The organism is Burkholderia sp. MS389, assembly GCF_016899425.1.
Lineage (GTDB): Bacteria > Pseudomonadota > Gammaproteobacteria > Burkholderiales > Burkholderiaceae > Burkholderia > Burkholderia sola.
In genome coordinates this window covers 191,425-207,206 of the sequence record NZ_CP045995.1, presented here as the reverse complement: position 1 = coordinate 207,206, position 15,782 = coordinate 191,425, and the positions used below count along the sequence as shown (strand labels likewise).

The 15,782-nt window shown below is 69.6% G+C and carries 17 protein-coding genes; 7 read left to right on the top strand and 10 right to left on the bottom strand.

Going from position 1 to position 15,782, the window contains the following annotated elements; translation table 11 throughout:
• The first annotated feature begins 262 nt into the window (after positions 1-262).
• The gene (locus tag GJG85_RS17490; RefSeq protein ID WP_089489280.1) at positions 263-2,284 is read left to right on the top strand and encodes a BCCT family transporter; all 2,022 of its coding nucleotides are present in this window, start codon (positions 263-265) and stop codon (positions 2,282-2,284) included.
• Entirely contained in the window at positions 2,281-2,592 is a 312-nt protein-coding gene (locus GJG85_RS17485) for a hypothetical protein (RefSeq protein ID WP_050010813.1), read from the top strand. The genes GJG85_RS17490 and GJG85_RS17485 overlap by 4 nt, the downstream gene beginning before the upstream one ends.
• 103 nt (positions 2,593-2,695) lie before the next feature.
• On the opposite strand, the gene GJG85_RS17480 is transcribed toward GJG85_RS17485, so the two are convergent.
• Positions 2,696-3,544, bottom strand: coding sequence for a class I SAM-dependent methyltransferase (locus tag GJG85_RS17480; RefSeq protein ID WP_050010811.1), 849 nt, complete (start codon positions 3,542-3,544; stop codon positions 2,696-2,698).
• 163 nt (positions 3,545-3,707) lie between these two features.
• Between GJG85_RS17480 and GJG85_RS17475 the strand changes: the two genes are divergently transcribed.
• The 3 genes from GJG85_RS17475 to GJG85_RS17465 all read left to right on the top strand — a co-directional run bounded on the left by GJG85_RS17475 (position 3,708) and on the right by GJG85_RS17465 (position 6,937).
• Positions 3,708-5,171: a metallophosphoesterase gene (locus tag GJG85_RS17475; RefSeq protein ID WP_050010809.1), complete on the top strand. Its 1,464-nt coding sequence runs from the start codon at positions 3,708-3,710 to the stop codon at positions 5,169-5,171.
• A complete protein-coding gene (locus GJG85_RS17470) occupies positions 5,168-6,562 on the top strand; it encodes a cytochrome c peroxidase (protein WP_050010808.1) in 1,395 nt (464 codons plus the stop codon). The genes GJG85_RS17475 and GJG85_RS17470 overlap by 4 nt, the downstream gene beginning before the upstream one ends.
• A 96-nt stretch (positions 6,563-6,658) precedes the next feature.
• Complete coding sequence (locus GJG85_RS17465; RefSeq protein WP_027782819.1) at positions 6,659-6,937, top strand: hypothetical protein; 279 nt, start codon at positions 6,659-6,661, stop codon at positions 6,935-6,937.
• Between the two features lie 84 nt (positions 6,938-7,021).
• Here the strand turns inward: GJG85_RS17465 and GJG85_RS17460 are convergent, their stop codons facing one another.
• Positions 7,022-8,515, bottom strand: a complete 1,494-nt coding sequence (locus GJG85_RS17460; protein ID WP_050010805.1) for a PLP-dependent aminotransferase family protein — start codon at positions 8,513-8,515, stop codon at positions 7,022-7,024.
• 204 nt (positions 8,516-8,719) lie between these two features.
• On the opposite strand from GJG85_RS17460, the gene GJG85_RS17455 reads away from it, so the two are divergent.
• Positions 8,720-9,070, top strand: coding sequence for a hypothetical protein (locus tag GJG85_RS17455; RefSeq protein ID WP_050010803.1), 351 nt, complete (start codon positions 8,720-8,722; stop codon positions 9,068-9,070).
• Between the two features lie 109 nt (positions 9,071-9,179).
• On the opposite strand, the gene GJG85_RS17450 is transcribed toward GJG85_RS17455, so the two are convergent.
• The 8 genes from GJG85_RS17450 to GJG85_RS17420 form a co-directional block, all read right to left on the bottom strand.
• Complete coding sequence (locus GJG85_RS17450) at positions 9,180-9,602, bottom strand: DUF6691 family protein (RefSeq protein WP_124554133.1); 423 nt, start codon at positions 9,600-9,602, stop codon at positions 9,180-9,182.
• Between the two features lies 1 nt (position 9,603).
• The gene (locus GJG85_RS17445; protein WP_176015346.1) at positions 9,604-10,038 is read right to left on the bottom strand and encodes a YeeE/YedE family protein; all 435 of its coding nucleotides are present in this window, start codon (positions 10,036-10,038) and stop codon (positions 9,604-9,606) included.
• A complete protein-coding gene (locus GJG85_RS17440) occupies positions 10,028-10,378 on the bottom strand; it encodes a metalloregulator ArsR/SmtB family transcription factor (protein WP_050010798.1) in 351 nt (116 codons plus the stop codon). Before GJG85_RS17440 ends, GJG85_RS17445 begins: the two co-directional genes overlap by 11 nt.
• A gap of 98 nt (positions 10,379-10,476) precedes the next feature.
• On the bottom strand, positions 10,477-10,611 hold the full coding sequence (locus tag GJG85_RS35230; protein WP_256975748.1) for a hypothetical protein: 135 nt from the start codon (positions 10,609-10,611) through the stop codon (positions 10,477-10,479).
• 82 nt (positions 10,612-10,693) lie between these two features.
• The gene (locus tag GJG85_RS17435; RefSeq protein WP_204384233.1) at positions 10,694-11,962 is read right to left on the bottom strand and encodes an FAD/NAD(P)-binding oxidoreductase; all 1,269 of its coding nucleotides are present in this window, start codon (positions 11,960-11,962) and stop codon (positions 10,694-10,696) included.
• Entirely contained in the window at positions 11,959-12,192 is a 234-nt protein-coding gene (locus tag GJG85_RS17430; protein WP_050010794.1) for a 2Fe-2S iron-sulfur cluster-binding protein, read from the bottom strand. Before GJG85_RS17430 ends, GJG85_RS17435 begins: the two co-directional genes overlap by 4 nt.
• 202 nt (positions 12,193-12,394) lie before the next feature.
• Positions 12,395-13,522, bottom strand: a complete 1,128-nt coding sequence (locus GJG85_RS17425; protein ID WP_204384231.1) for an FAD-dependent oxidoreductase — start codon at positions 13,520-13,522, stop codon at positions 12,395-12,397.
• Positions 13,519-14,451, bottom strand: a complete 933-nt coding sequence (locus tag GJG85_RS17420) for a 4-hydroxyproline epimerase (protein ID WP_050011078.1) — start codon at positions 14,449-14,451, stop codon at positions 13,519-13,521. The genes GJG85_RS17425 and GJG85_RS17420 overlap by 4 nt, the downstream gene beginning before the upstream one ends.
• 251 nt (positions 14,452-14,702) lie before the next feature.
• On the opposite strand from GJG85_RS17420, the gene GJG85_RS17415 reads away from it, so the two are divergent.
• Positions 14,703-15,623 (top strand): dihydrodipicolinate synthase family protein, encoded by a 921-nt coding sequence (locus GJG85_RS17415; RefSeq protein WP_034205027.1) that lies wholly within the window; start codon positions 14,703-14,705, stop codon positions 15,621-15,623.
• Positions 15,624-15,782 lie beyond the last annotated feature (159 nt).

Here is a 15,782-nt window from a genome sequence, read left to right as displayed (position 1 = left end):
TGCGCATGCCGTGCGCGCCGTCCGGGTGTCCGATATGCGTTCGCCGCGGCGTTTTTCCCGGCCTCGCCGGCCCGCCGCACGCACCGCGCGGGTTTTCTCGCTCGCCCCGATACCTTACAATTCGTCAGGTTTACCCTTCTGCATGCCCTGTTCTTGCAGTCCTGACACCGCGGTACACTCGACGCACGCCGTATCAGGGTCCGACGCGCACCACGCGCCGGGCGGCGTCGCGCCTCGTTGCGCCCACAACTGGATACCCGCCATGCCGGATTCCCGTCCCTCGCCCCGCACGACATTCAAGCCGCAGGTCGTCCTGCCCGCGCTCGTCGTGATCGGCGCGCTGCTCGTCGTGTGCGCACTGCGCCCGAGCGAAGCCGGCGCGCTGTTCTCCGCCGGCCAGCAATGGGTCATCGCACGGTTCGACTGGTTCTACGTGCTCGCCGTCACCGGCTTCCTCGTGTTTCTCGTGCTGATCGCCGCCAGCGATTTCGGCAACATCCGGCTCGGCCCCGACGATGCCGAACCCGAATTCAGCTTCGTGTCGTGGACGGCGATGCTGTTCGCGGCCGGCATGGGCATCGGCCTGATGTACTTCGGCGTCGGCGAGCCGATGCAGCATTTCCTGAAGCCGCCGACCGTCGACCCCGGCACGTCCGCCGCCGCGCGCGAGGCGATGCTGATGACCTTCTTCCACTGGGGTTTCCATGCGTGGGCAATCTACGGGCTGATGGGGCTCGTGCTCGCGTACTTCGGCTTTCGCTACAACCTGCCGCTGACGCTGCGCTCGGGGCTGTATCCGGTGCTGCGCGAGCGCATCAACGGCTGGATCGGCCACACCGTCGATGCGTTCGCGCTGGTCGGCACGGTCGCCGGCATCGCGACGACGCTCGGCTACGGCGTGATGCAGATCAGCGCGGGCCTGCATACGGTCGCCGGATGGGACACCGGCAGCAACCTGTTTCGCATCGGGCTCGTCGCGCTCGTCGTGATCCTCGCAGGGCTGTCGGCCGCGAGCGGCCTCGACAAGGGTGTGCGGCGGCTGTCCGAGCTGAACCTGCTGCTCGCGTTCCTGCTGCTCGCCTTCGTCGTGGTCGCGGGCCCGACCGCGTTCCTGTTGCGCGCGCTCGGCGACAACATCGGCCAGTACCTGTCGAGCCTCGTCGACCTGTCGTTCCGCACCTATGCGTACGCACCGCCGCGCGAGGAAGGCTGGTTCGGGGGCTGGACGATCCTCTACTGGGCGTGGTGGGTGTCGTGGTCGCCGTTCGTCGGCATGTTCATCGCGCGCATCTCGCGCGGCCGCACGATCCGCCAGTTCGTGATCGGTGTGCTGCTCGTGCCGACCGCATTCAATCTCGTCTGGATGACCGTGTTCGGCAACAGCGCGATCTGGCTCGATACGCACGGCGCGGCCGGCGCGCTCGCGCAGACGGCGACCAACGTCGATGCGCTGCTGTTCCGCTTCTTCGATTTCCTGCCGTTGCCGCAACTGCTATCGATCGTCGCGATCGTGCTGATCGCGGTGTTCTTCGTCACGTCCGCCGATTCGGGCGCGTTCGTGATCGATCAGATCGCGACGCGCGGCAGCGCGCATTCGCCGGTCTGGCAGCGGCTGTTCTGGGCCGCACTGCTCGGCGTGACGGCCGCGGTGCTGCTCGTCGCGGGCGGGCTGGGCGCGCTGCAGGCGATGACGCTGATCGCCGCGCTGCCGGTCGCCATCATCATGCTCGCGCTCTGCTACGGGCTGTGGCGCGGGCTCGCGGCCGATCGCGCGCACTATTCGCAGGACGTTGCGCCTGCAACGAGCTTCTGGACCGGTCAGCACTGGCGCCATCGCCTGACGCACATCCTGCGGCAGACGACCGAGGCCGAAGCGCGCCAGTTCATCGCGGAAACGGTCAAACCGGCGCTGCGCAAGGTCGCCGACGAGTTGCGCGCGAGCGGCGTCGATGCGCACGTACAGCACGACAGTGACGATGCGGTGCGGTTGACCGTGCCGACAGCCGAACATCGCGATTTCGTCTACGGCGTGCGCGTCACCGCGAAATCCGCAGCCGCGTTCCTGGTGCGCGAGACGGCCGAGCCGGACGAGGCACGTGCGCACGTGTATGGCATCGTCACGTTCTTCGAGGATGGCCGGCTCGGCTACGACGTCGAATACCTGCGCGGCGACGAAGTGATCGCCGACGTGCTGCGCCAGTACGAACGCTACGTATCGCTCGCGGCAGACACCCGCACGCATCTGCTGAGCCGCGCGCCGGGGCACGCGACGGAGGCCGAATGAGCGGACTGCTGCAAAGCCGCGCGGTCGACGTCATCGCGCTCGGCACGCTCGCCGTGCTGTACCTCGGCGGCGCCGGCATCGCGCTGTGGCGAATCCGCACCGCGGCGCCGCTCGGCAAGGTCTACTGGATCGTCTGCGCGGCACTGCTTGCCGGCGGCGCGGTCGCGATGGGCGGCAACCTGTCGCCGGCGCCGAACAGCGGCGAAATGCCGCCGGGTTTCGCACTCGGCGCCGAGGCCGTTCTGCTCGGGCTGGCGCTGGTCGCCGGTGGCTGCGCGTGGTTGATGCTGCGCGCGCGCAAACGCTGACGCACGCAGGTCGCGCAGCCCCAGCTTCGTCACGCGGGCACGGTCGCGTGCGGGGCGAACGGGCGGCCATGCCGTTCCTCATCCGCTGCTTCCACGCTACATGTCATGCGGACGGCGCGCGCGCCGTCACCAGCCAGCACGCCGCATCGAAGCGCACCTCGGCGCCGTGCACGTACCGCTCGAACGCCGCGCGCATCGTGTCGATCACGCGCCGCCGCGTCGCCTCGTCCGTCTCCAGCAACGCCAGGCCGACCGGGCCCAGCCGGGCAAGGTAGTCGTCCAGCGCGGATTCCGACAGCACGCATGCCCGCTCGACCGGCTCGATCGCAACGTCGGCCCAACCACCGTCCGACAGCACCGACGCAATGCGCTGCCGGTCACCGAACGCGAACTGCCCCGGCGCGCCGGGTTGCCGCGCGGGCAGATTCGGCAACAGCGGCGCGGCCGCCCGCTCGGCCGTCGTCATGAACGGGTTGTCGGCCGCGCCGCGCCACGCGACGAACCGCATCTGCGCGCCGGGCCGCGCCGCATGCCGCAGGTTCGCGAACGCACGCACCGGATCGTCGAAGAACATCACGCCGAGACGCGACACGATCAGGTCGACGCTCGCCGGCTCGAACGCGTGCGTCTGCACGTCCGCGCACACGAACCGGGCGGGCAGACCACTGCGTCCGGCACGCGCCCGGGCGGCGTCGATCATTCGAGCCGAAATGTCGATGCCCGTGCACTGCGCGTTCGCGCCGAGCCGCCGCGCGATCGCGAGCGTGACCGCACCCGTGCCGCAGCCGACGTCGAGCACGCTGCTGGCAGACGACGCTGCCGCGCCATCCGCCAGCAGCGTTTCGAACGGCTCGAACATCCGGTCCAGCAGCGCCTGCGCATCGACCCATGCGCGCCCCGACGGACCGTTCCATAGCGCGGATTGCGCTTCATTGGGCCGGTTGGCTTCCATCGTCGATCCCCTTCCGTTTCATTGATCACGAACCGGACTGTGCCGCTTCAAGCCGGCTTGAAGTCAAGGACTGCCGGTGTGCGCCCCGTCACGCCCCGTTTTCACATTTCTTACATTCGCGCTGCGTATCGTTGACGACTTTCCTACGGTGCCTGCCCCTCCCATGCGACGATTCCTCACGCGCGGCCTGCTCGTGCGCTGCGCTCCCCTTGCTGCCCTCGCCGCGCTGTCCGCGTGCTCGAATCACATCGATACGCCGGACGATCCGGCCAGCGCGTCGGCCAACGTCCAGGCCGCATGGGTCGAGATCGGCGATGCGAACCAGGCGATCGCGCGCGTGATCACGAACTACACGCCCGCGTCGGCCGGCGACCCGCTGTGCCCGCAACTGAGCGTCGACGGCAAGGTGTCGCGCATGGCGCTGCGCGCAGGCGCCGCGACCGTCCCCCAGCGGCCGACTGCCAGCGACCCCGCCGATTCGAAACCGTCGAGCTTCCCGGTGTCCGTCTGCGAGGCGACGCTGCCGGCCGGCGCGCAGGCGGCAAGCGTCGCGGGCCGCACGCTGCCGCTGCCGAAAGCGCAGCCGCAGCGCATCGCGATCATCGCGGACACCGGCTGCCGAATGAAGAAAGCCGACAACGCATGGCAGGCGTGCAACGATGCGTCGGTCTGGCCGCTCGATACGATCGCGGCCAGCGTCGCGAAGCTGTCGCCCGATCTCGTGCTGCACGTCGGCGACTACCACTATCGCGAGAACGCATGCCCGCCGGACATCGCCGGCTGCAAGGACAGCCCGTGGGGCTACGGCTGGGATACGTGGCAGGCCGACCTGTTCCGCCCGGCCGCGCCGTTGCTCGCGAAGGCGCCGTGGGTCGTCGTGCGCGGCAACCACGAGGAATGCGCGCGAGCGGGCCAGGGCTGGTTCCGCTTCCTCGACCCGCGCCCGTATTCGGCCGTACGCTCGTGCGACGATCCTGCCAACGACAACAACGCGAACTATTCGGAACCCTATGCGGTGTCGCTCGGCAGTGGCTCGCAGGTGATCGTGTTCGACACCGCGAAGGTCGGCCGCACGCCGCTGAAGACCACCGACGCGCAGTTCGGCATCTACCAGAAGCAGTTCCAGACGGTCGCGGCGCTCGCGTCGAAGGCCGGCATCACGACGACGATCTTCACGAACCATCATCCGATCCTCGCGTTCGCGCCGATCGCCGGCAGTACGCCCGCGCCGGGCAACCTCGCACTGCAGTCGGTGATGTCGAGCCTCAACGCGCAGGCGTACTACCCGCCGGGCGTGCACGTCGCGCTGCACGGCCACGTGCACGATTTCCAGGCGATCAACTTCTCCTCCGGGCACCCGGCGACGATCGTGTCCGGCAACGGCGGCGACAACCTCGACGTCGCGCTGCCCGACCCGTTCCCGGCCGGCCTGACGCCCGCGCCGGGCGCGGTGATCGAACGGCTGTCGCACAACAACAGCTTCGGCTTCCTGATCATGGAGCGCAACGCCGCGCCGGCGACGGGCTGGACGTTCCATGCGTATTCGGCGGCCGGCAAGCTGCTGGCGTCGTGCAATCAGTCGGGCCGGACGCTCGCCTGCGACAAGACGGGGTTCATCGCGCCGTGACGAAAGAAGTTCGATGCGACGGCCGTGGCAAGCGTGGCCGGCAGACGCTGCACACGCTTGCCGCCACCGTGCTCGCCGGCCTGACGCTCGCGGTTCACGCCGCGCCGGCCGAAACGGTGCTGCTTCCCGGCGCGCCGCCGTCGCGCGTCGTCGACACGATCGGCAACGGCACGCCGCAGGTGACGGGCAAGATCGACGCGGCCACCGCGCGCTTCGCGCCGGACCCGACGCTCGTCGCGCTCGGCCGCCGGATCTTCTTCGACCCGCGGCTGTCCGAGCCGCGCGGCATGTCGTGCGCGGGCTGCCACGATCCGGGCCGCGCGTTCGCGCCGACACTGTCGGCCGCATCGCTCGCGGGGCCCGGCGTGCCGGAAGGCAGCCGGCCCGGACGCTTCAGCCAGCGCAATGCGCCATCGCTGCTATATGTGCGCTACGTGCCGCGCCGCCACTTCTACCAGGACGACGATGCGCCCGCGCCGTCGCCGTTCGGCGGGCTGTTCAGCGACGGTCGCGCGGATACGCTCGCCGAGCAGATCCGCGGGCCGCTGTTCGATCCGAACGAGATGAACAACCGGTCGCCGGCCGCGCTGCTGCGCAAGGTCGATGCGACCGAACTCGCGCCCGATCTCGCCGCGCGCTTCGGCGCGCCGGTGCGGCGCGATCCCGAGCAACTGGTGCGCGCGCTGGGCGCGGCCGTCGAAGCCTATCTGCAGAGCGACGAGATGGCGCCGTTCACGTCGCGCTTCGACGCGTTCCTGCGCACGCGCAAGCCGCTCGCGCCGGCCGAGATGCGCGGCCTCGCGCTGTTCCGGAATCCGGACAAGGGCAATTGCATGACCTGCCATACGCTGTCGGACACGTCGAGCCGCCCGGAACGCTCGCTGTTCACCGATTTCGGCTACGACGCGATCGCCGTGCCGCGCAACCGCGCGCTGCCGGCGAACCGCGATCCGCGCCATTTCGACAACGGGCTGTGCAATACCGCGCGGCGGCTGCGCTGGCCCGAGCCGACGCAATGGTGCGGCTACCTGCGCACGCCGGGGCTGCGCAACGTCGCGCTCAAGCAGACGTTCATGCACAACGGCGTGTTCACGACGCTGCGCGACGCGGTCGCGTTCTACAACACGCGCTCGACCGATCCCGGCTTCTGGTATCACGGCGCCAAGACGTTCGACGACGTGCCGGCCGCCTATCGCGGCAACATCAACGTGAATTCGACGCCGATGAACCGCCGGCCCGGCACGCCGCCCGCGCTGACCGACGCGGAAATCGACGACATCGTCGCGTTCCTCGGCACGCTGACCGATGCGCGCTATACCGGCCGGGCCGCGCCTGCCGCCTCTGCGCCTCCTGCGGCCCGGGTCGCGCGCACCGCCGCGCCGGTGCGCTGACCCTGGCCGAACGGCCAGCCGACGCGCCCGCGCTTGCGGTTCGCGCAAACACTGGTTATATTTACAGTACTGTATTTATGAACAGTGAGGTGCGCGATGGAACATCTGGTCCGTATCGTCAACGACACCGATCGCCAAGTGCTGGCGTGGCTGCGTGCCCAGGTCGGCGATGCCCGCGTCGAGCGCGCGGCGCGTCAGCTCGGGCATACGCGCAAGCCCTTTCCGTCCGCCGTCTGCCGGTACCTGGGCATGAGCGCGCCGGCCACGCTGCGTCCGGCCCCCGCCCGGCCGCGCGCGGCACGCGATTTCTCGGTCGGCGATCGTTATTTGTCGCTGATCCGCCAGCACCTCGCCACGCATTCGGTCGGCCGATGAAGTGGCGGCGGCTTGCCGCTTCGGTACCGCGTCCGGCCGGAGCACTCGCGTATTCGGAAATCCGGCCCGCTGCCGCCGTCGCGCTTACGCGGCCGCCATGGCTTCCCGTACGAGGCGGCCGAGTATGTCGAACGCCGCCTCGTGCGCCGCGTCGAATACGCGCGTACAGGCAAGCCGGATATAGCCGTCGAAACGGTCCGAATTCGAGAAGATCGAACCGGGCGCGATCTTGACGCCATGCGCCAGCGCGGCGTCGAACAGCGCATCGGAGCGCACGCCTGCCGGCAACGCGATCCACAGCAACATCCCGCCCGGCGGCTGGTTCATCCGCGTGCCGGCCGGGAAATGCCGCGCAATCGCGTCGATCGTCACGTCGCGCTGCACGCGCAACTGTTCGCGAAACCGGTGCAGGTGTCGATCGAATGCGCCGGAGCCGACGAATTCGGCGGCCACGGCCTGCAGCAACGCGGCGTTGTGTCGACTCTGAGCGAATTTCAGCATCCTCACGCGCGCCTGCCAGCGGCCCGCACTCATCCAGCCGAGCCGCATCCCGGGGGCCAGCACCTTGTTGAACGACGGGCAGTAGATCACCGTGCCGTCGCGATCCCATGCCTTGACCGGCCTGGCCGCCGTCGGCGCCTCGACGAGCTCGCGATAAGGCTCGTCCTCGATCACGGCCACACCGTGGCGCGAACACAGCGCGACGAGCGCGGCCTTGCGCTCGTCGGGCATCACGCAGCCGAGCGGGTTTTGCAGGTTCGGCACGACGACCACGGCCCGGATATCCGGATAGGCAGCCAGCGCCACGTCGAGCGCCTCGATCGACAGGCCGGTCGTCGGGCTTGCCGGGATTTCGAGCGCCTTCAGGCCGAGGCTTTCGAGCAACTGGATCAGGCCGAAGAAGGCCGGCGATTCGATCGCGATCGTGTCGCCGGGCCGCGCGACCGCCCGCAATGCGAGATTCACCGCATCGACGCCGCCGCTCGTCGACATCACGTCGTCCGGCGTCAGCGTCACGCCGTAAGACAACGCGCGTTTGGCCATCGTCTGCCGGAATTCGGGCGAGCCGCCGACGGGCCCCGCGTCGGTCAGCAACGTGGGCTTGCGCCGCAGCAGCCGGATCGCGAGCGCCTGCAGGCGCTCGGTCGGATACAGCGCGGCGTGCGCGGATGCGCCGCCGAGATTCAACGCATCGGTCGCCGCGTTCGCACGGTCGATCACGCGCGATACGCGCTCGTGCAGCCCCGCGAACGGCGGCTCGACGCTCAGCGGCGGCCCGTCGCTTTCCGGCAGCGTGTCGAGCACGGCCGCCGCGCGGCGGCGCACGAAGTAACCCGAACGCGGCTTCGCGTCGCACCAGCCCGCATCCTCGAGCCGCCTAAACGCATGGATCGCGGTCGACAGGCTCACGCCGTGCTGCGCCATGCACGCGCGGACCGACGGCATCCGGTCGCCGGGCGCCAGCGTGCCGGCCGCGATGATGCGGCGGTAATGTTCGGCGAGCCGTTCGTAAAGCGGCTCGCCGTCCCTCGGCAAAGGCGTGCGGGATGCGTCGGCGAGAATCGTCATGCGGACCATCGTGCCCGCTGCCTCCCGCGCACGCCAGATACAGATCCGGGGAAAACCCACCGATACAGCAGCCCGAAATCGTCGCCTGCACCGCAACAGATTCCCGTCCCCTGAATCTGTCGTGCGCACGTCCGTTTCCCTAACCTGATTGCACGATGTCGCCTCGTCGTCGCGAGGCCGCACAACCGGAGTAACCGGAAAAAGGGAATCGCCATGCGGACGCAACACCTCCGGCTCGACGCCGGGCAAAGCCACTTTGCGTGGTTCGACAAGGGCAGCCAGTTGATCGTGCTGGACGGCGCGCTGGCGGTCACGCTGCGCCACGGCGGGCTCGACTGGCTGCCCGATGTACCGCAATACGTTCGCCGCGAACTCGACGAAGGCGAATGCCTGACGCTCGAAACCGCCGGTCATGTCGCGCTGTCGGCTCGCGGCAGCGGCGTGGTCAGCACAACGATCGTTGAACCCTCGGGGCAACGAGGCATGCTCTCGGTGTGGCGCGGCATCCTGCGCCGGCTGTCCGGGCGAGCGCACGGCGGCCGCCACGTAAGCGAGCATGTCTGACATCGCGACCTGCCTGCCGCGGGAAACACTGGGAGCTCATCGCATCATCGCGGTGACCGACGAACACATGATGTTCCGGGCAACCGTACCCGGCGAGCGTGCCCCGGCGTCACCGCCCGTTCCGCCGACGCTCGATCCACTCGAACAGGGCCATCCCGGCCAGCATCGCGACGACGAACCCGATCCCCTTGGCCGACCCGAAGCCGATCGACACGATCGCGGGCCCCGGGCAGAACCCGGCAATTCCCCAGCCGATGCCGAATACCGCACTTCCTGCAACGAGGCGCACGGTAATCGCCCGCGATGCCGGCAACTGCATCGGCAGGCCGAGCCACGACCGTGTCCGGCGCTTCGCCCACGCAAACGCGAACACGGCGACGCCGATCGCGCCCGCCATCACGAACGCGAGCGACGGATCCCAGCGGCCCGCCAAGTCGAGAAAACCGAGCACCTTCTGCGGATTGGCCATGCCCGACACGATGAGGCCGACGCCGAACAGCAGCCCCGCCAGAAACGCGAATCCTGCTTGCATGTCAGCCTCCCGCCACGTGCAGCCGCACGAAGACGGTCGCGAAGCCCGCGACCATGAAGGTCGCCGTGGCGACCATCGAACGCAACGCCCCGCGCGATATCCCGCATACGCCGTGACCGCTCGTGCAGCCGCCCGCGTACCGCGTGCCGATTCCCACCAGCAGCCCGGCCGCCAGCAATTCTGGCCAATTGGCGTCGACCTGCGGCGTCAGATCGCTCCCGACGAAACGCATCGCGACGGGCGCTGCGATCAACCCGGCGACGAACGCGGCGCGCCAGCCGCGCTCTGCGCCGCCCGCCGTCGGCAAGCCGCCCACGATCCCGCTGATACCGGCAATCCGGCCGTTGAACGCGACGAGCCACGCTGCCGCGAGCCCGATCAGCACGCCGCCGGCCAGCGACAGCCACGGCGTGAAATGAAGCGCATCAACCTGCATCGCGCGCCTCCTTCGCGGTCGCCCCGCAAAACTGTTCGTACAGCACGCCCATCACCGCGATCACGGCCGGACTGTCGAGCGAATAGCGGATGGACTTGCCTTCGCGGCGCGTACGGACCAGCGCGTTGTCCCGCAACACGCCGAGCTGCTGCGATAGCGTCGGTTGACGGATGTCGAGTCGCGCCTCGAGATCGCTCACGCCGCGCTCGCCCTGCGACAGTTCGCACAGCAGCAGCAGCCGGTCGGGATTCGACATCACCTTGAGGAGCGCGCACGCCGATTCGGCGGCGGCGCGCATCTGATCGAGGCCGGGCAAGCCGGCGGGAAGATCGTCGTTCATCGGGGCGGGATACGATTAAAGAACTAATATTATATAACTTTATATATTGTCGTATCCCGCTGCTTCCCGGATCGGCAATCCGGCCGCCCTTCCTTCTGTCAGGCCTGCTTGCCCGCCAACCCGTCGGCGGCTGCCGCGCGTACCGCACCTCCGCGAACCACGCCGAGCGCGAGCATCACGACCGCCGCGATCACGCGTGGCGCGGTAACAACGGCGAACGCGGTCAACAGCATCGCGTCGCCGATCCGAAGTGGAGGAAGAGTAAAAGGCGCGGCCCGGCCTGAACCGGGCCGCATCACCGCGACGCTGCATGCGTCACGCGCGGTCGCAGGATTCCGTGCCGTCGAGCATCAGCGTGCCGACCCGCGCGGGCACGAGCGGCGTGCGCGGCGCCAGCGGCGTCCAGCCGAGCAACACCTGCGCGGCCGCGCCGCACACACGGCCCTGGCACGCGCCCATCCCGCAGCGCGATTGCAGTTTGGCGGCCGTCCAGCCCGGTTCCCGCGCGACCGCATCGAACCGCACGTCTTCGCAACGACACAGCAGCGTGTCGGGTCGCGCGAGCCGGCGGATCGGCTCCCGGATCGCGAAGCGCTCGCGCACGGCATCCGCGAACGCCTGCCAGTGCGCGCGGCGTGCAACCAGCGCGGCCAGTTGTGCGGTCTGCCCGGTCGCCGCATAGCCGGCGATCTCGCCTTCGACCATCGCCAGCTCGCTGCCGCCGACGCCCGTGCACTCGCCCGCCGCGAAACATCCGTCGCGGCTCGTGCGCTGGTGCGCGTCGACCGCCACCGCGCCGTTGTCGATCCGGCAGCCGAGATGACGCGGCAACACGGTGTTCGGCACGAGGCCGAAGCCGCACGCGAGCCGGTCGCAGTCGACGTCGAATTCGCGATCGCCCTGGCGAATTCGCACGCGTTCGAGCCGCTTATCGCCGAATGCCTCGACGACGTGCGCAGCGGGCCGATACGCGGTCGTAACGAGCTTCGCGGCCTGCGCGAGCTTCGACGGCCAGCGCCACAGCCCCGCGCCGAAGCCGGCCACGTCGCCCCATGCGGCCTGTTCGACCACGTGCGACACGCGCGCGCCGGCCTGCCGGGCCGTCGCCGCGCTGGCCAACAACAGGGGCCCGCTGCCCGCGATCACCGTACGCTGCCCGCGCACGTCGAGCCCGTATTTGATCAGCGCCTGCAAGCCGCCCGCGCCGGTCACGCCCGGCAGGGTCCAGCCCGGAAACGGCAGCAGCAGCTCGCGCGCGCCGCAGCAGAGAATCAGCGTCCGGAAATCGAGCAGCAGCCCGCGTTCGTCGTCTTCGAGCAGCAGCGTGCCCGGCTGCGTTTCGGCGACGATTCGGGTCGCCGCGAGGTGCGTGACGTTCGGCTGTCGCAGCACGGCGACGCGTTCGGCGGCGGCCGGCGTCGGTACAGCCGCTGCCGGCTGCCGCCAGATCTGCCCGCCCGCACGCGGGTTGTCGTCGACGATCGCAACGGTCGCGCCGCTTCGCGCGGCGGCCCGCGCGGCCGACAGCCCGGCCGGACCCGCGCCGACGATCGCGACGTCGACGCTCAGTCGTTCCTGTTTCATCGCGTGCGCTCCACCTGCATGCCGTCGCGGCACAGCGTCTGGCACGCGAGCCGGCGGCGGCCGTCGATCGTCATCCGGCATTCCTGGCAAATGCCCATCCCGCAAAACGGCGCGCGCGCCGCGCCCGTGCACGACACACGCGTCGTGTCGTCGCCGCTCGCCGCGACGACGGCCGCGACGGTCGCGCCGTCGGCCACCGTCAGCGCGCGGCCGTCCAGATGAATGATCATGTCAGCCTCCGCCGCCGGGCCGCGCCAAGGGCGTAGCAGGGAATTCGTAGAGCATCGCTCTGCGCCTGCGTAGCCGGCCGGCTTTGCAAAGCCGGCCGTGGGCGGCTGACCGCCCCCTCGGGGGGAGCGTTGCATGGGACCGGAGTAAGCGCTGATGCACCAACTCCGGTCGACAGCGAACAAAGTGAGCGTGGGGGTCGTTTCATGTCAGCGCTCCGGTGACGAGGGACGCGCTCAGGAAGCGTCCCGGCAAATACGGTTCGATATCGATGGGCGGCCGCTCGCCGGCCATCAGCGCGGCGACGAGCCGCGCGCTGCCCGGCGCGGTCGTCACGCCGAGCCCTTCATGCCCGACCGCGAGCCACACGCCCGGCCGCGCCGGGTGCTCGCCGAGCAGCGGCAGGCCGTCGGGGCTCGCGGAGCGGAAGCCGGTCCATGCGCGGATGCCGTTCAGGTCGGCCAGATCCGGCAGATAGCCGACCGCGCGGCGCAGCATCCGCGCGAGCACCGGCGGCTCCACCTGCGCGTCCTCGGTGTCGAACTGGCGCGACGAGCCGATCAGCAGCTGGCCGGTCGGCCGCGGCTGCACGTTGAACGCGACGGACGTGCCGTCGCTTGCGTGCGCGCTCGCCGCATAGCCGAGCTCGACGAGCTGGTGCGACACGTGGCCCGGATAACGGTCGGTAATCAGCAGATGGCCCTTTTTCGGGCGCAGCGGCAGTTCGGGCAGCAGCGTACGCGCCGCGACGCCATTCGCGACGACCACACGCTCCGCGCGCAGCACGTCCCCGCTCGCGAGCGTCACGCTAGGGCCGTCGATCGCGACGGCCCGCTCGCGGCGCAACGTGATGCGCGGCGCGCGCTGCAGCAGCCAGTTCGCGGTGACGGGCGCATAGAGGATCGCGTCGCCCGGAATCCTCAGCGCGCCGCCGAGGCCCGCGCGCAGCATCGGCTCCAGTCGCGCGAGCGCCGCCGCGTCGATCAGCTCCCCGGCCACGCCGTGGGCAGCGAGCGTCGCCTGCTTCGCGCGCGCCAGATCCATTTCGTGCGCATCGGCCGCGAGCCACAGCGTGCCGCAGTTGCGGTATGCGCAGCCGTCGGGCATCTCGCCACTCAACGCGCGCCACAGTCCGATCGAGTAATGGCTCAGCGCGAGCTCGGCCGCGTTGTCGTCCATCGCGACGAGGTGCCCCATGCCCGCGCCGGTCGCGCCGCCGCTCGCGTCGTCGACGACTAGCACGCGCAGCCCGCGCTGCGCGAGTTCGTGCGCGCACGCCGCGCCGACGATGCCGGCGCCGATCACGACGACGTCGGACTTCGTTTCGCTCACGACCCGATGCCCCAGCCGAACGGATCGTCTTCGTCGATCAGCAGCGTCGCTTCCGCGCTCAGGTGCGCGCTGCCGCGAATCGTCGGCACGATGCCGCCGTCGGCCAACTCGTAGCTTGCGTGGAACACACTGCCGATCACGCTCGCCTGCCGCCACACGACGCCGGGCGCGAGCTTGCCGTCGGCCGCGAGGCACGCGAGCTTCGCGCTGGTGCCGGTGCCGCACGGCGAACGGTCGTAGGCAAGTCCCGGGCATAGCACGAAGCTGCGGCTGTCGTGCGCGGGATCATCGGCGAACAGCTCGATGTGATCGATCTCGCCGCCGTTCGCACCGGTGATGCCCGCGCGTTCGAGCCCTTCGCGCACGGCCGACGCATACGCGGTGAGCGCCGCGACGTTGTCGCCGGCGACGCGCTGCCCGTGGTCGCTGATCAGGAAGAACCAGTTGCCGCCCCACGCGACGTCGCCCTTCACGGGGCCGTATCCCGGCACGTCGAGCGCGACGCCCTGCGCATGGCGATACGCGGGCACGTTGCGCACGCTGACCGACAGGTCGTCGTGCAGCGTCGCCTCGACGGTGCCGACCGGCGTCTCGATCCGGTGCACGCCGGGTGCGATCCGTCCCATGTGATGCAGCGTGCGCACGACGCCGATCGTGCCGTGCCCGCACATCCCGAGATAGCCGCTATTGTTGAAGAAGATCACGCCGGCTGCCGCGTCCGCCGACACCGGGTCGCACAACAGCGCGCCGACCAGCACGTCGCTGCCGCGCGGCTCGAGGATGCACGCGGTGCGATAACGGTCGTGCTCGCGCGCGAGCACGTCGCGGCGCTCGGCCATCGTGCCGTTGCCGAGCGACGGAAAGCCGGACACGACGAGCCGAGTGGGTTCGCCGCCCGTGTGCGAATCGATGATCTGGATGCGCTTCATCATGAGCTGTCCGAAGTGGGGAAAGGAGCATAGCTTCCTCCGTCGCGCGTCCGTCCGCTTGTGGCTTTTCGATGAGGACGACGACGAAATCGGCATAGTGCGACGCGCCCTTCGCGCCCCTGCCGGCCGCTGTGCCGATTTCGTCATTTTGCTCCGCGATACGACTCAAGCGTGATGGACGTTTGCGCGGCGATACTGGTTGCCACACCGACACACCCGTCGGCCGACCGATACGAACGTAGGAGATTTCAGTGAGCCGCAAAGCCATTCAGTGGACCGGGGTTTTCCCGGCCGTCAGCACCCAGTTCAAGCCGGACTTTTCCCTCGACATCGACGCCACGCACCGCGTGGTCAAGAACCTGGTGAACGACGGCGTGTCGGGCCTCGTGGTCTGCGGCACGGTCGGCGAAAACACGTCGCTGTCGACGAGCGAGAAACTCCAGGTGATCGAGGCCGCACGCGACGCGGCCGGCGGCAAGATTCCGGTGATCGCCGGCATCGCCGAATTCACGACCGAATTCGCGCGCAACACGGTGCGCGAAGCGCAGCGCGTCGGCGTCGACGGCGTGATGGTGATGCCCGCGCTCGTCTACTCGGCGAAGCCGCACGAAACCGCCGCGCACTTCCGCGCGGTCGCAACGAGCACCGACCTGCCGGTGATGGTCTACAACAACCCGCCGATCTACAAGAACGACGTGACGCCCGACGTGCTGATCGCGCTGCAGGATTGCGAGAACATCGTCTGCTTCAAGGATTCGTCGGGCGATACGCGCCGCTTCATCGACCTGCGCAACGCGGTCGGCGATCGCTTCGTGCTGTTCGCGGGCCTCGACGACGTCGTGGTCGAGAGCATCGCGGTCGGCGCCGAAGGCTGGGTATCGGGCATGTCGAACGCGTTCCCGAAGGAAGGCGAGACGCTGTTCCGCCTCGCGAAGCAGAAGCGCTTCGACGAAGCGCTCGCGCTGTATCGCTGGTTCATGCCGCTGCTGCACCTCGACGCACGCCCGGACCTCGTGCAGTGCATCAAGCTGTGCGAAGAACTCGTCGGCCGCGGCAGCGCGGTCACGCGTCCGCCGCGCCTCGCGCTGCAAGGCGATACGCTCGCGGAAGTGAAGGCGATCGTCGCGAAGGCGCTCGACACGCGCCCGGCGCTGCCCGACGTCGGTCTCTGATCGACGCCTCTGCGGCGGCGGTGCGCGGGCATTTCGCCTGCGCGCCGCCGTCTCCGGTCCGGCATGGCCTGCGGGCCCGTTCGCCCCCGGCGCCAGCCCGCGCCGCGCGTGAATGTCCCGCAGCCCGCCCCGGTCGCTCGAACCGGGCGTTGCCGGCCG

Coding starts and splice junctions, on each gene's coding strand:
- GJG85_RS17490 (WP_089489280.1), top strand. CDS start 263: ATGCCGGATTCCCGTCCCTCGCCCCGCACGACATTCAAGCCGCAGGTC.
- GJG85_RS17485 (WP_050010813.1), top strand. CDS start 2,281: ATGAGCGGACTGCTGCAAAGCCGCGCGGTCGACGTCATCGCGCTCGGC.
- GJG85_RS17480 (WP_050010811.1), bottom strand. CDS start 3,544: ATGGAAGCCAACCGGCCCAATGAAGCGCAATCCGCGCTATGGAACGGT.
- GJG85_RS17475 (WP_050010809.1), top strand. CDS start 3,708: ATGCGACGATTCCTCACGCGCGGCCTGCTCGTGCGCTGCGCTCCCCTT.
- GJG85_RS17465 (WP_027782819.1), top strand. CDS start 6,659: ATGGAACATCTGGTCCGTATCGTCAACGACACCGATCGCCAAGTGCTG.
- GJG85_RS17460 (WP_050010805.1), bottom strand. CDS start 8,515: ATGGTCCGCATGACGATTCTCGCCGACGCATCCCGCACGCCTTTGCCG.
- GJG85_RS17455 (WP_050010803.1), top strand. CDS start 8,720: ATGCGGACGCAACACCTCCGGCTCGACGCCGGGCAAAGCCACTTTGCG.
- GJG85_RS17450 (WP_124554133.1), bottom strand. CDS start 9,602: ATGCAAGCAGGATTCGCGTTTCTGGCGGGGCTGCTGTTCGGCGTCGGC.
- GJG85_RS17445 (WP_176015346.1), bottom strand. CDS start 10,038: ATGCAGGTTGATGCGCTTCATTTCACGCCGTGGCTGTCGCTGGCCGGC.
- GJG85_RS17440 (WP_050010798.1), bottom strand. CDS start 10,378: ATGAACGACGATCTTCCCGCCGGCTTGCCCGGCCTCGATCAGATGCGC.
- GJG85_RS35230 (WP_256975748.1), bottom strand. CDS start 10,611: ATGCTGTTGACCGCGTTCGCCGTTGTTACCGCGCCACGCGTGATCGCG.
- GJG85_RS17435 (WP_204384233.1), bottom strand. CDS start 11,962: ATGAAACAGGAACGACTGAGCGTCGACGTCGCGATCGTCGGCGCGGGT.
- GJG85_RS17430 (WP_050010794.1), bottom strand. CDS start 12,192: ATGATCATTCATCTGGACGGCCGCGCGCTGACGGTGGCCGACGGCGCG.
- GJG85_RS17420 (WP_050011078.1), bottom strand. CDS start 14,451: ATGAAGCGCATCCAGATCATCGATTCGCACACGGGCGGCGAACCCACT.